Source organism: Kineococcus radiotolerans SRS30216 = ATCC BAA-149 (genome assembly GCF_000017305.1).
Classification (GTDB): Bacteria; Actinomycetota; Actinomycetes; order Actinomycetales; family Kineococcaceae; genus Kineococcus; species Kineococcus radiotolerans.
The window spans coordinates 4,702,478-4,714,381 of record NC_009664.2 but is presented as its reverse complement, the minus strand read 5'-3'; the positions used below and the strand labels follow the sequence as shown (position 1 = coordinate 4,714,381).

Sequence of the window (11,904 nt, the reverse complement as noted above, 5' to 3'; positions counted from 1 at the left end):
CCGGCGACGTCGCGGTCTTGACGATGGTCTCAAGATCACCACATCCGGTAGCTGCGATCCCCGACAAAGCAGTGGCCCCCCCGTCTTGATGCACGACGTTGACCTGCATGACGAACGGGATCGACTACTCCTGGAAAGCCCCCATCGCCGACGAGGAGATGGTGGACCTGGTCCTCTCCCACGGAGGCCGCCCGAGCACCGGGTGGTGGCCGCAGATCCGTAACCACAGCCTGGGCTGGGGCAGCGCCCGCGACCATGACGGACTGCTCGTCGGTTTCGTCAACGTCGCCTGGGACGGCGGGGATCACGCCTTCCTCATCGACACCAAGACCCGAGGCAGCCACCAACGCCGAGGCATCGGCCGGGAGCTGGTGCGGGTCGCGGTGCTCAACGCCGCCGCGGCCGGTTGTGAGTGGCTGTTCGTCGACTTCGGCCCCGAGCTGGCGCCCTTCTACTTCGACGCCTGCGGCTTCACCCACACCGAAGCCGGACTCATCCACCTGCGATCTACCTCGACCAGCCCTGCCGGGAGCGACTGAGGTGTCCATCGCATGTCGATTCGAGCCTCACCCACCGCCAGCGACTTCAGGGTCTGCCCCCGCTTTGGTTGACTCCGACCTGTGAGGATCATGGTCCTCGCTGGAAGGATGAGCACCGTGCACAAGCGCTACCCCGACGAGTTCCGCCGCGACGTGATCGCCGTCGCCCGCCAAGGCGGGCAGACCCGAGCGAAGATCGCTAGCAGCTTCGGGATCTCCGAGTCCTGCCTGGGTCGCTGGCTGAGGATCGCTGACCGCGAGGACGGCAAGACGGCGTCCAACAGCACGCCTGCCGTGGGCGTGGACCTCGAGGCGGAGAACCGGGAGCTGCGTAAGCGGGCCAAGCAGCTGGAGCAGGAGAACGAGATCCTGCGGCGGGCGACGGCGTACTTCGCCCGTGACACGTTGCCAAAATGATCTACCCGCTGGTCCGTGACCTTGCCGGCGACGGGATCCCCGTCGCGGTGACCTGTCGGGTGCTGGGCTTCTCCAAGCAGGCTTACTTCAAGTGGCGCGCCGCTCCGGTCACCGACCGGGACTGGAACGACGCTCACCTCCTCAACGCCGCCGTCGACATCCACCACGACGACCCCGAGTTCGGCTACCGCTTCATCGCCGACGAGCTGCAGCAGCAGGGCGTCAGGACCTCGCGCAACCGCGTCCAGCGCTTGTGCAGCCTGCAGAAGCTGTTCTCAGCCCACGCCCGCAGACGCGGCGCCGGGCGCCGGCCGGGACCACCCGTGCACGACGACCTCGTCCGCCGTAAGTTCACCGCTGAGAAGCCGAACGCCCTCTGGCTAACCGACATCACCGAACATCCCATCGCCGAAGGCAAGCTCTACCTCTGCGCGGTCAAGGACGCCTGCTCCAACCGCATCGTCGGCTACTCCATCGATGCCCGCATGACTGCCGACCTCGCCGTCCAAGCCCTGTCGAACGCGCTGGCACTGCGCGGTGGGACCGATGTCCTTGAGCTCGTGGTCCACTCGGACCGCGGAGCCCAATTTCGTTCCCACCGCTACCTTCGCGCTCTTTCGGCAGGGCAAGCGCGTGGGTCGATGGGTCGGGTCGGGACCTGCGCGGACAACGCCGCCATGGAGTCGTTCTTCAGCCTGCTGCAGAAGAACGTCCTCAACCGCCGGCGCTGGGCCAGTCGGGAGGAGCTGCGCCTGGCCATCGTCTCGTGGATCGAGGGGACCTATCACCGCCGCCGTCGTCAGCAAGCGCTGGGTCGACTGACACCCATCGAGTACGAGACACTCCTGCAAGCCGCTCACGCGGCCTGACCGCCCCTACTGACGAGGGTCAACTGAAGTAGGGGCAGACCCTCACGGTCATCCCGCGGTGTGCGTGACTTCAAGGTCATCCCGCAGCCGGCAAAGGCGCCATCGCTGGATGGCAACCGATGTCCACTGAGAGCCCGCCTCGAGCAGCTCAGGTAGCGTCGATGGCCATGCACCATCCAGAGTCCTCGCCACCTGTCGATGAGCAGGCGCTCTGCGATCTCTGCGGTCAACCCGTCTCAGAGACGGCCTGGCTAGGTATCGAGGTGTCGCGACCAACACCAGCAACAGACGGGGAAGAGCACTCGTTCACCGACTACCTTGGCGGCATCTTCTGCAGCCAGGACCATGCCGCTCAGTGGCTGCAGCAGCCGCTGCCGGCTCCTGAGCCGGTGCAGGAGGTCAAGGAGTCCCGGCGTGAGCGCCTCCTGCTGGGCAGTCTCCTCGTCGTGGGCATGGCCATCCTCCTCCTCGCCGCGGTGGGAGCCTTCACCCTCCTCACCGCGATCTAAAGCGTCTCCCCACCCGCGCTGCAGGTTCAAGACCTCCGCCTCAACCGGCGGGCGCTTCTCTGTGACACCTCAATCAGAACGCACGGTCATCCCGCGGTGCGCGCGAAGTGCACGGTCATCCCGCGGTGCACGATCATGGACATCCGGTGACGTCCGCACCTGCCGCCGACGAGCGGACGGGCGCAGTTCACGAGCGGACGCTGTCGTGTGATCATCCGGTCCTGCACCACGTGAGGCGTCACTTGATGCGGGTTCCCGGCGGCAGCGTGTACTGGTACAGCCGGCGGATGCGCATGCCAGGACCGATGACCAACTGCTCCTCGGGCCCCTCCCACTCCAGCGGGCCCTCCACGTTGAGACCGCTGTAGACGTCGAACCGGACGATGCCCGGGATGAGGTCGAGGTAGTGGGGGTTCAGGTGCATGTGGGCGGTAATCGTCATGACCGCCCCAGTGACGGGGTGCTTGATCACGTCACCGTCGTACAACTCCAACGCCTCAACGACGTCGTTGGTCTCGACGAGGGGTGCCATGTCACCAAGCCTGCCACCACGCCCCTGGCGCAGCTTGCTCGACTGCGCGGTTATCCCGCGGTGCGGACGGTCGTCGGCGGCCGGCAACTTCACGCTTCTGGCGAGGAGCGCGTACTGGTGCACGGCGTAGACGTCGGAGCTCAGGCGAGATGGGGTGAGGGTTCGTCGAGCAGGGTGCGCAGGCTCGGATGCTCACGGAGCTTGCGGCGGGCGCGGTGCAGGCGCACACGCGCCGACCCGGCGGTGATGCCAACGACGTGGGCGGCGTCGGTGGTGCTGAGGTGCTCCCAGGTGGTCAGGGTCAGCAGTTCGCGGTCGGTGTCGTTTAGCTCCGCCAGCACCTGCCGCACTGCCGCGGCCCTCGGCGTCTCGCCGTCGCGGCCCTCCCGCCAGGGGGTTAAGACGGCTTCACCCACGGTGTCGAGAGAAGCGTGATCTGCCCGGGTGCGGTGGTGCTCGGCCAGGAGGCGGCGGGCGATGCCGTACAGCCACAGGCGCTGCTGCTCACCGGCCGGGAGGACGTCACGGCGCCGCCATGCCACGAGGTAGACCTCGGCGAGCAGATCGGCGGCGTCGGCGGGGGCGCGGCGGTGCAGGTAGGCCAGCAGCGCCTGGCGGGTGTCGCGGTAGACCTGCTCGAAAGCCGCCAGCTCCTCACCGGTGGCGGCGGACTGCACGGAGCTCACCTGCTGAAGCCTTGGAAGGCGGGGTCGGCGGCGATGGCCGGAGCCAGGTCGGGGCGGCAGCGGCTGCTGTCGGTGACGGCGTCCAGCACGCCTTGGCGGTCACCCGCCCGGGCGGCGCTCTCCAGCGGTGCGAGCCACGCGAAGCTCGTGGCGGGGCCGTACTCGTCGAGGGCCTGGACGTCGGGCCAGTCGTGGGCCGCGGCCAGCGTCGCGACAGCCTGCGCCTGTGCGGTGGTGTTCCCGGCGGCCTGGGCCACGACCCAGGCGTCGGCCCAGGTACACAAGGCGTTGCGGGCAAACTGCGCTCGTGCCGCGCCCTCAGTGAGCTGAGAGCCCGCTTCTGCCTGGAGCATGCCCTGGGTCAGGGTGTCAGCGCGCTGGGCCTCGTAGCCGGGGGCGAAGGGGATGCCGGCAACGGAGTCCTCCAGGACCTGGCGGTAGTCGCTGCCGCCCTGGTCGAGGACCTCACCCGGACCCGCGGCGCCCAGCTCCCAGCCGTTCAGGTGCTGCCCGGTGCGGGCGGCGATGTACTCCGCGGCCGCTGCGCTGCTCGCGCCGGCCAGCAGGACCGCCGACGTGATGACGATGGCCCGCGCCCTCCTGCGGCGACGCTGCGGCTGCAGCGCCAGGACGTCCAGTCGCCGGGCAGAAGCCGACTTCTCGGCCGTGTCGCCCGGCTCTCGAGCGATGCCCTCCTCGATCCGGGCCCACGCCTGCGCGAAGACGGTCTCGGCCTCACCCTGCGAAAGCCCGGCGCCACCGGCCTGCTCCAGCAGATCCCTCAGCTGGAAGCTGTCGTCCTGGTTCATTCCTCACCCCATCCAGCGCCCTCCCGCAGGTCGCTCTACCTACTCATGTCACCAGCGTTACACCCCGCATCGAGCATGAACTCGAACGCCCGCTCATCCCGCGATACGGGCGCTGCCCGCGGCGACCTCACGGTCTTGGCGTCACTCCATGTCAAAGGTGCCTCTTGCGGGCAGGGCGACGAGTCTCTCGGGCTCAGCTCACTCGTCGAGCTCGTCCCTGCGCTCCTCACGGAAGCGCGCCATCTCCTCATCACCCAACCACTCCAACTGCCACACCTCCTCCAACCAGGTGAAAACGCCCCGGTCAGCCTCGTCCAGCAGCCGTTCGAGATCCTCACCCCAGGCTTGATAGCTCACCCGGTACTCCGGCCCGTACCGACCGGAGGGATCGAGCGTCGATGTGACCTCCGCATCGCCCCACACGTAACCATCGACCAGGGAGAACGGCGCGGACCACCGCCGCCACCACAGATGACCCTCCGGCCTGGCCTGTTCGATGCTGACCGCGAAGTACACGGTCCCCACACGACCATCGCGGTGGCGGATGCGGGCGGCGCGGTCCCGGAACCGCTCGATGCGCGGATCGTGCACGGGGGCCTCGAACGATGGCGGACTCCACGGCATGAGCCGATGCTGACACGCGACGACGATCTCCCGCTCGCCCCACGCTCAGGACGTGATCATGGACAGTCGGCGACGTCGCGGTCTTGCCGAAGAGCGAGTGATCTAAGAGGTCCCGGTTGTGCCGTCCTAGAGTCGCACTATGGACTTCAGGACACCCCGACTGCTGGACCTAGCGACGGTGTCCGAGCAGTCCGTCATCGGCTGCTTCAAGGCTGCCGCCAACCTCTACCTGCGCAAAGGACCGGTACCTGATGCACCCCGCGCGGTACCCACGCCCGTACCGAACGGCCTGCGCGCGGTCTACGCCGCCCGCACCTCCTACGCCGATGCCTTGGGTGTGCGCGCATCGAACGCAGCGACGACGTACTTCACCGCCAGTCAGCGCACCCGCGCCAGCCACGGCTACTTCACCAGCACGATTACCGCACCCGCCGACGACGTAGCCGCCACCTGGCGTCATCCGGAAGTCTCCGGTGCACCGGGCGGAGGGGTCAGCCACTTCTTCGGCTACGCCCGCGCCGACGTCGCCGTCGTCCTCGTGCGCACACCCGACGGAATCGAGCACTACGCCCCCGCCACGGGCGGGATCTGGTGGACCCCCGCCCTCCTGGACGAGGCCAGCGAGTGGGCAGTGAAGGACAGCAGCTGGCGTGCGGTGGCAGCCGACGGTGCCCTCCTCGCCCACGGCAGCGGCCACGAATAGTAGTCGCACCTGCGACGTCGCGGTCATCCCCCGTTGTGCGCGCTGTCGCTAGCGGCCGGCGATCTCACCTTTCTGTCGAAGGCCGGATGATCGGTGCACGCCATCCAGCACGTAGAGCGGGCAGACTGGCCCCATGGATGACCCGCAGCTGCAGCTCATCCACGTGCGTCTACCCGGCCACCTGGTTCCCCTGCACTTCCTGCGGCTGAACGCAGGACCTGCCCTCGCCGGCTTCCCCGGCTCCGACCCCCTGTGCGTCGCCGATGGGCACCTGCTCGCCGCCCACAGCAGCCAGACGTTGCTGCGAGGCAACCACCAGCGGGGCCTGCTGCAAGCACCGGTAGGGCCTACCCGGCTGTCCATCGACGCGAAACGGTGCCGGCGGGCGCTGACTCGCCCTCACACCGTATGGAACGGCGCCGTCCGGGGCGCTCTGGTGGCGATGGACGACCTGCTCTTCGACGCCGCGGCCTCACTCGGCCAACCGTCGGCTGCCGAAGCCATCAGTGATCGCTGCGGCTTCCACGGCGTGCACGCCTACATCTGGGGCGACGCGCACCAGCCGCCACCCGTGCCGCAGCGCCGATGGTAGTGGGACGAGCAGATGGACTGGCTCACCACCCACACCCACGTCCTGGACCCCTACCACGGCAGACCAGCCCACCGCCGCTGACAGCGCCCGGTCTCACCGACCCGCCGTCTTGCGCGGCGACTTGTCACCTCTGCGCCTCACGACCGTGGTGACCACCTGATACGGCACAACCGCGACCACCAGGATGATCGCCAGCCGAGCCCAGAAGGGCAGCGTCGAATCAGACGATGCGACCCCGGCCATGGCGATGAACACCAACGCTGCGACGTCGAAGACTCTGGGCCAGCCGCGCTGGCTTGGGTCCCTCTCCCACGAGGCGCGCTCTGGAGCGGGCCGAGCCTGCATCCAGCCGGAGAGGCCCGAAAAGAGCGCCGCCGGCACCAGCCACAGCATCCAGATCGCCCCCTCATGATCCTGGACTGCCACGCGAACTTCTTCATCGTCGGGCCATGATGAGCCGGCTGGGTGACCCCACGGATATCCCGCGATCCGGGCGGACGTCAGCGATCGGCGAGGCCAAGGTCTACCGATGAGCGAACTCAAGCACCGCTGCAGCACAGGTCAGCGGCGAAGGTCAGGGATCTGAACGTCACGCCACGACAACGACAGGTACCCGCTCCCGTGACGGCGGAAGCCGACCTTCTCCAAGGCGGGATCGTCGAGAGTGCTGGAGACGGTCTCCGCGCCGCTCTCGATGGCATCGCGGACGGCATGGTAGACCAACGCGGCAGCGACCGTGCCCGGGGTACCGGGGACGATCTCCAAGACCTCCAGCCGCGCTGGTTGCGTCCCGTTGCCGCCCGGGTCAGCGGGTGCACGGGCTACGACGGCATGACCGATGAAGGGCTCACCGCGGCCGTTGTCGACGTAGGCGTGGAGCCAGGTGAGCAGGCGTCCACTGCTCAGGATGCGCCGGGCGGTGCTGACGTCGAGGCCGACGTCGGCGAGGTGCTCACCTCTCCCGCCGCCAGGCCCGAGGTGGAGAGTGCTGACGTAGTACCCCTCAGGTGCGACGTCAGCGGCCCCGCCGTCGGCGGTGAGGAAGATGAGGTCACCAACCTGGATGCGGGTCGCGCGGCGCACCAGTCCGGTATCGAACTCCTCCATCAGCCACAAGGCCACCTCCTCGACCCACTCCGGCAACGAGGTGACGGGCAGTCCAGTGCTCATACCCGGCGGCAGCCCCGCGTCGCCATAGGCTCCCGCAGGGAGCAGGGGGATAGCGATGGCGTAGATGCCGGGGTCCTGCTGCCACCGCAGGACGACGACCACGTGCTCGTGGACGGCGTCGAGGTGCAGGAGCTCTCCTGTTAGCGCCGGCCGGACGTCGATGCCGGTGAATCCTCTGGTCACCGCCCCCTCGGTGAGGACCCGCTCGCCCAGGGCATGGACGACCGACGCACGTGACCAGGGGAAGTCCGCCATCTTCGGAGCCTTGCACAAACGCACGGCCCGAACTACGCGTCCCCGCACCGCTGTAGACAACCTTCCGGTCATCCCGCCGTCCGCGCGATCGGGCCATGCACCTGCATCTCATGCTCGAAAGCAATCATGATGGTCTCAGCGAGCCTTAGCCTTACTCCATGAGGACGCGCACCCAGCGAGAACAGCCGAGCAACGCTCGGCTGACTCTGCGCCTCGCGGTGCCCCTCGCATTCCTGCTCGCTACTCTTGCTCTGCCAGCACACCGCCTCTTCACCGGCGCCTGGGCTGGCAGCTTGACGACCGCGGCCGTCGTCTTCGGCCTTTCCCTGGCCTTGTCCCTCGGCGAGGCACTGCTGTACCGCTACCAAGCCGGCATAGCCCGCGGGCTCCGTCGCCGCTCCTAGCTTCGATGCCTTGCCGAACGCGCGGTCATCCCGCCATCCGGTCACCACACCTCCGGCGCGCCAGGTCATGGCACCTGAAAGGTCACCGAGACAACCAGGGCGCCGTCCGCCGGCTGGGCCTGCCCCGGTGCGACCTGCTCCGGTGACCGATCCACGTACCCCCACCACGCCGGCGCCTGCAAGCTGAAGGTGCCCGGTGCACCCGTAAGCACCAGCAGGTGCCAGCCCGCGAAGGCAGCCAGGGTGCCCATGAAGGCGACCCCAGGCCGCGGGGAGGGCAGGACCCAGCCCAGCCGGGCATCGACGCCGGAGTCCACCCGGACGTTCAACCCCGACTGCACCACGTGCGATCTTCCGGTCTGCAGGTAGGTCGAGTGAACCGTGCGCTGCTTCTCCAGCCTCCGGCGCAGCGCAGGATGCATCGGCTCATCCCACGCGGGCACCTGCGGGTCCTGGAACTCGACGTGGATGGCGAAGTGGTGTCCCTCCTGGACCTGTGCGGTCACCGCCGCATCCACGCCCCGCTGATCGGCGACCTGCACCACGGTGCGCGGAGCCGGATGACCTTGCGCCTGTGTCCGCCCGTGCACCCCGTGCACCGTCAGCTGGGCCTTGACGGTTACCCGCCAGTGCTGTCCCAACGGCGGGGGCTGGTCGTCGTAGATGATCGCCTCGTCCACGCTGTCAGCGTGCCAGCAGCGGCATCGACCGCACGGTCATCCCGCAATTCGGGCGGGTTCCGGTGACCGGTGATGCGACAGCTCCTCACGCAGGGAGCATGTCTCAGCCCAGGTAGAGCGCGCCGCGGTCGCTCACCAGCATCTCCACCGACGCCCGCGGTGAGCGCCCACTCATCACCGTGACGTTGAAGTCGGCGTCCTGGGAACGGTACGACCACGCCAGGCGAGTCACCCCTCGCTGGTACTGGACCCCGACCCGGGTACTGCTCACCGTCAGCGTGAGGAAGTCACCACTGGCAGGGTCACGACCAATGGTCGCGGTCTCCTCCACTCCCACCGGTCCTCCTTCCTCCTCAGGCCAGGGCACCCCGTACCCCGCCCGCAGCCACAAGAACGTCAGACCCTCCCGGCGCGTTTCGGCGAACCTCGTCTCCTCCCGCCACGCCGAGCCCGCCGGCAAGTAGAAGACGTAGACCGCGGCACTCTCGCCACGAGTCAGGTCCGCCCGCGCGACGAGGTCGCGCCCACCTTGGCGTGCGAAGTGCCGACGGAACCCGGACCCGCTCAGGCTGGGCAAGGTGGGCGGGGCGAAGCCCAGCCACTCAGCTGCGGCTTCTTCCGGGATCGGCTCGAAGTGCCCCAGCCGGCCCCGCTCGCCCGGACCTCGGGTAGGACGCCCGCGCGGAGACAGCAACGACTCCACGGCGGCCGCGGTCGAGGCCGGCAGCGGGAGGCCGTTCAAAGGCTGGGATCGGAAGGAGTCCTCGCTGTGCACGCTCACCCCTCCACCGTGTCAGCCGTCCTCCGGCTGGGGGAAGGGCGCCTGGACCAGCACGGGGAATGTCCGGTCATCCCGCGTGGTGCGCGCTCCTGAGCTGTCGGCGCCGACGCGATCACGGTGAAGAGCGAGCGAGTGATGCGCTGTGAACGGCACTTGGTAGCGAAGGTGGATGCGGCATGGTGGTTGGTGTGTCCGTCGTTCCGCGGCGGGCAGTCAGGTGCTGATGAAGAAGGTGTGAGGCCATGAGCGCGGAGTCTGAGACCTCTCCGGAACAGCAGCAGCAGGCACTGCAGCAGGCATTGCAGTGGCCGGAGGAGTGGGTCGCATCCCTGATGGGCGACCACCTCCCGTCCCGAGTGAAGATCACCGTCGCTGCCGACGACGCAGAGCTGGCCGCCGCCGCCCTCGACGCCGATGAAGAGGTGCTGCGCCGCACTGAGGCCCACGTCCAGGGACAGACGGCGCTCTTCTGCGTGGAGGTCGATCACCACCATCGTCCGGTCGCCGTGATCCGCCCCAGCCTGCGGCTGGCGGACGCCGGAGTGCAGGTACTGCTCGCCCGGCCGTTGGACGTCATCGAGACCGTCAGCGACATCTGGCTGCAGCAGCTGATCGGCGGTCCAGACCCCAACCCCTACAGCTTCACGAGCTCCCCGACGATGTTCGCGATCGGCGGACCGCGCATCGTGCAGCAACTGCTGGACATCGTCACCAACCCCGCCGCCTCGCTGCAGCTTCGCCGCAACGCGGCCTACACCTGCGTCTTCGCCTTGCGCAACACCCCCGACGAAGCCCTGTGCCAGCAGGTGCTGCACGTCGCCCTCGATCAGCTGCGCGCAGCACTGGCGACCGCCCCGGCCCGCACCCGGGCACCGGAGTACGTCGCCAACCTCGTCAACGCCGTCGAGGATGCGGTGACCCCGGTCGCGCGCTGGTTCGACGCCCAGTTCTGGCCTGTTCCGCCCCTGGATCAGCAGGTGCTCACCGAGCTGCTGGCCAGCCCCTGCCGCGACCTGCATTGGCCGGTCCTGAAGATCCTCACGGTGCTACCGGGCCCGTTGAGCGAGACCACTGCCGCTGTCGTGGCCGAGGTCGCCTTGAGTCACGACGCCAAGAAGGGCGCCAGCGCTGCGATCGTGACCAGCGACGCGGTCGACGTGCTCGGACGCTGCCCCAGCACGGTGACGGTGCAGCAGGCGCTGGAGCAGCTGAGCCACTCGGCGAGCCTGGAAGTGCGTCTGGGTGCGATGCACCACCTCGTCCTGCGGGGTGGGCCGGCGGTGGCCAGGGCGGTGTGGGAGCGGCTCCTTCTCGAGCGATCACTGCCCGCGCGCCGGTTCGCCACGGACCTCATCGCCCGCTACGGCACAGCAGACGATGTTCCGGCCGCGGTGGGTGCGCTGAAGCTGGTGGTGAAGTCGAAGCACACTCCTGCCCGCGTCGATGGCCGGTCTGGACCGCTGCTGGATCCTCCGTGGGGTTTGGAGCTGCTGGACTTCCTGTGGCGGCACCGCGAGCACCTCGATGCTGCCGCCGAGATTCAGCGACTACGCCGACGCTGGCCCAGCACCAATCCCGAGCTCACCGCTTGGGTCGCCGAGCACCTACCTGACCTCATGTCTCCCGCAGCCTGACCGCACGGGGGTCTGCCCCTACGTCTGGTCGAGCCATAGTGCGGAACGCACGGTCATCCCGCGATCCGCGCGCTGCTCGGGTGGTGCGCGCTCAGGGCGTGGCTTCCAGGCCAGAGCGGACCGGTTGGGGACGAGTGAGGTCAGCGACGTACCGCGCGAGCACCCGCTCACCCTGAACGACCGAGATGCGCAACTCACTTGCTGCCGCCGGTGGACGCGGACGAAAGATCAACCCGTAGTCCGACCCGACGTGGTTCGTGGCAGCGCTGTACAACGTGCCCAGGTCGTCTTCAAGCTCCACCCCGACTCCCCCCGAACCCACTGCAGCTCCATCGACGGCGTTGAGACCGATGGAGGTGCCACTGGCCTTACTCACCTCAACCAGCTCCAGCCAGCTGTCTGGGGCGCTGTCGTCCAACAAGGTGAAGTCGAACATCACCCTGGGGTAGCGCGTCACGCTCACCTCGTACTCACAGTCAAGACGACCGGTGTCCATCCCCCAGGTGATGGAGCTCTCGTCACGCGTGAGCTCGAAGGTGCGCCGCTGGTCCTCAGGGTCGCGGCCTGGTGCGATCACTCCCCAGAGCTCTTGCTGGTGGGGGTCCCACCCCAGTGACTGTCCAGAAGGCATCCCGGCACGCTATGCCGTAACCGTCGGCACCGCAGCCCCCTTCGATGACTTCACGGTCATCCCGCGATC

General features: G+C 68.4%; 16 protein-coding genes. 6 read left to right on the top strand and 10 right to left on the bottom strand.

The window, feature by feature from the left end; translation table 11 throughout:
• The first annotated feature begins 107 nt into the window (after nt 1–107).
• The 3 genes from KRAD_RS22525 (at nt 108) to KRAD_RS22510 (ending at nt 2,334) form a co-directional block, all read left to right on the top strand.
• The gene (locus KRAD_RS22525; protein WP_012088030.1) at nt 108–539 is read left to right on the top strand and encodes a GNAT family N-acetyltransferase; all 432 of its coding nucleotides are present in this window, start codon (nt 108–110) and stop codon (nt 537–539) included.
• A gap of 117 nt (nt 540–656) precedes the next feature.
• Nucleotides 657–1,825, top strand: a protein-coding gene (locus tag KRAD_RS22515) for an IS3 family transposase (protein ID WP_238985796.1) whose coding sequence is annotated in 2 segments (ribosomal slippage) — nt 657–945 and nt 945–1,825 — 1,170 coding nt in all. Because the reading frame shifts where the segments join, the coding sequence is not laid out codon by codon here.
• 167 nt (nt 1,826–1,992) lie between these two features.
• Nucleotides 1,993–2,334, top strand: coding sequence for a hypothetical protein (locus KRAD_RS22510; protein WP_203417654.1), 342 nt, complete (start codon nt 1,993–1,995; stop codon nt 2,332–2,334).
• Between the two features lie 238 nt (nt 2,335–2,572).
• On the opposite strand, the gene KRAD_RS22505 is transcribed toward KRAD_RS22510, so the two are convergent.
• From KRAD_RS22505 to KRAD_RS22490, 4 genes are all read right to left on the bottom strand, one after another.
• Nucleotides 2,573–2,866 (bottom strand): hypothetical protein, encoded by a 294-nt coding sequence (locus tag KRAD_RS22505; protein ID WP_157873721.1) that lies wholly within the window; start codon nt 2,864–2,866, stop codon nt 2,573–2,575.
• Nucleotides 2,867–3,006: 140 nt separating this feature from the next.
• On the bottom strand, nt 3,007–3,552 hold the full coding sequence (locus tag KRAD_RS22500; protein WP_157873720.1) for an RNA polymerase sigma factor: 546 nt from the start codon (nt 3,550–3,552) through the stop codon (nt 3,007–3,009).
• Nucleotides 3,549–4,361: a hypothetical protein gene (locus KRAD_RS22495; RefSeq protein WP_012088025.1), complete on the bottom strand. Its 813-nt coding sequence runs from the start codon at nt 4,359–4,361 to the stop codon at nt 3,549–3,551. Before KRAD_RS22495 ends, KRAD_RS22500 begins: the two co-directional genes overlap by 4 nt.
• 198 nt (nt 4,362–4,559) lie before the next feature.
• Nucleotides 4,560–4,952 (bottom strand): hypothetical protein, encoded by a 393-nt coding sequence (locus KRAD_RS22490; protein WP_041292388.1) that lies wholly within the window; start codon nt 4,950–4,952, stop codon nt 4,560–4,562.
• Nucleotides 4,953–5,124: 172 nt separating this feature from the next.
• Between KRAD_RS22490 and KRAD_RS22485 the strand changes: the two genes are divergently transcribed.
• Nucleotides 5,125–5,688 carry a hypothetical protein gene (locus KRAD_RS22485; protein WP_012088023.1) on the top strand — a complete coding sequence of 188 codons (564 nt, stop codon included), beginning with the start codon at nt 5,125–5,127 and terminating at the stop codon, nt 5,686–5,688.
• Nucleotides 5,689–5,821: 133 nt separating this feature from the next.
• Nucleotides 5,822–6,280 carry a hypothetical protein gene (locus tag KRAD_RS22480; RefSeq protein ID WP_012088022.1) on the top strand — a complete coding sequence of 153 codons (459 nt, stop codon included), beginning with the start codon at nt 5,822–5,824 and terminating at the stop codon, nt 6,278–6,280.
• Between the two features lie 93 nt (nt 6,281–6,373).
• On the opposite strand, the gene KRAD_RS22475 is transcribed toward KRAD_RS22480, so the two are convergent.
• From KRAD_RS22475 to KRAD_RS22455, 5 genes are all read right to left on the bottom strand, one after another.
• Nucleotides 6,374–6,706, bottom strand: a complete 333-nt coding sequence (locus KRAD_RS22475; protein WP_041292387.1) for a hypothetical protein — start codon at nt 6,704–6,706, stop codon at nt 6,374–6,376.
• A gap of 135 nt (nt 6,707–6,841) precedes the next feature.
• Complete coding sequence (locus KRAD_RS22470; RefSeq protein WP_238985795.1) at nt 6,842–7,552, bottom strand: hypothetical protein; 711 nt, start codon at nt 7,550–7,552, stop codon at nt 6,842–6,844.
• 221 nt (nt 7,553–7,773) lie between these two features.
• Nucleotides 7,774–8,178 carry a hypothetical protein gene (locus KRAD_RS26260; protein WP_157873718.1) on the bottom strand — a complete coding sequence of 135 codons (405 nt, stop codon included), beginning with the start codon at nt 8,176–8,178 and terminating at the stop codon, nt 7,774–7,776.
• Complete coding sequence (locus KRAD_RS22460; RefSeq protein ID WP_012088019.1) at nt 8,175–8,789, bottom strand: hypothetical protein; 615 nt, start codon at nt 8,787–8,789, stop codon at nt 8,175–8,177. Before KRAD_RS22460 ends, KRAD_RS26260 begins: the two co-directional genes overlap by 4 nt.
• Before the next feature lie 103 nt (nt 8,790–8,892).
• The gene (locus tag KRAD_RS22455) at nt 8,893–9,570 is read right to left on the bottom strand and encodes a hypothetical protein (RefSeq protein ID WP_041292385.1); all 678 of its coding nucleotides are present in this window, start codon (nt 9,568–9,570) and stop codon (nt 8,893–8,895) included.
• A 242-nt stretch (nt 9,571–9,812) separates the two neighbouring features.
• Here KRAD_RS22455 and KRAD_RS22450 point away from each other — a divergent pair, with 242 nt between their 5' ends.
• A complete protein-coding gene (locus KRAD_RS22450) occupies nt 9,813–11,204 on the top strand; it encodes a hypothetical protein (RefSeq protein WP_012088017.1) in 1,392 nt (463 codons plus the stop codon).
• A gap of 91 nt (nt 11,205–11,295) precedes the next feature.
• On the opposite strand, the gene KRAD_RS22445 is transcribed toward KRAD_RS22450, so the two are convergent.
• The gene (locus tag KRAD_RS22445) at nt 11,296–11,835 is read right to left on the bottom strand and encodes a hypothetical protein (protein ID WP_012088016.1); all 540 of its coding nucleotides are present in this window, start codon (nt 11,833–11,835) and stop codon (nt 11,296–11,298) included.
• Nucleotides 11,836–11,904: the final 69 nt, after the last annotated feature.

Coding starts and splice junctions, on each gene's coding strand:
- KRAD_RS22525 (WP_012088030.1), top strand. CDS start 108: ATGACGAACGGGATCGACTACTCCTGGAAAGCCCCCATCGCCGACGAG.
- KRAD_RS22510 (WP_203417654.1), top strand. CDS start 1,993: ATGCACCATCCAGAGTCCTCGCCACCTGTCGATGAGCAGGCGCTCTGC.
- KRAD_RS22505 (WP_157873721.1), bottom strand. CDS start 2,866: ATGGCACCCCTCGTCGAGACCAACGACGTCGTTGAGGCGTTGGAGTTG.
- KRAD_RS22495 (WP_012088025.1), bottom strand. CDS start 4,361: ATGAACCAGGACGACAGCTTCCAGCTGAGGGATCTGCTGGAGCAGGCC.
- KRAD_RS22485 (WP_012088023.1), top strand. CDS start 5,125: ATGGACTTCAGGACACCCCGACTGCTGGACCTAGCGACGGTGTCCGAG.
- KRAD_RS22480 (WP_012088022.1), top strand. CDS start 5,822: ATGGATGACCCGCAGCTGCAGCTCATCCACGTGCGTCTACCCGGCCAC.
- KRAD_RS26260 (WP_157873718.1), bottom strand. CDS start 8,178: ATGACCTGGCGCGCCGGAGGTGTGGTGACCGGATGGCGGGATGACCGC.
- KRAD_RS22450 (WP_012088017.1), top strand. CDS start 9,813: ATGAGCGCGGAGTCTGAGACCTCTCCGGAACAGCAGCAGCAGGCACTG.
- KRAD_RS22445 (WP_012088016.1), bottom strand. CDS start 11,835: ATGCCTTCTGGACAGTCACTGGGGTGGGACCCCCACCAGCAAGAGCTC.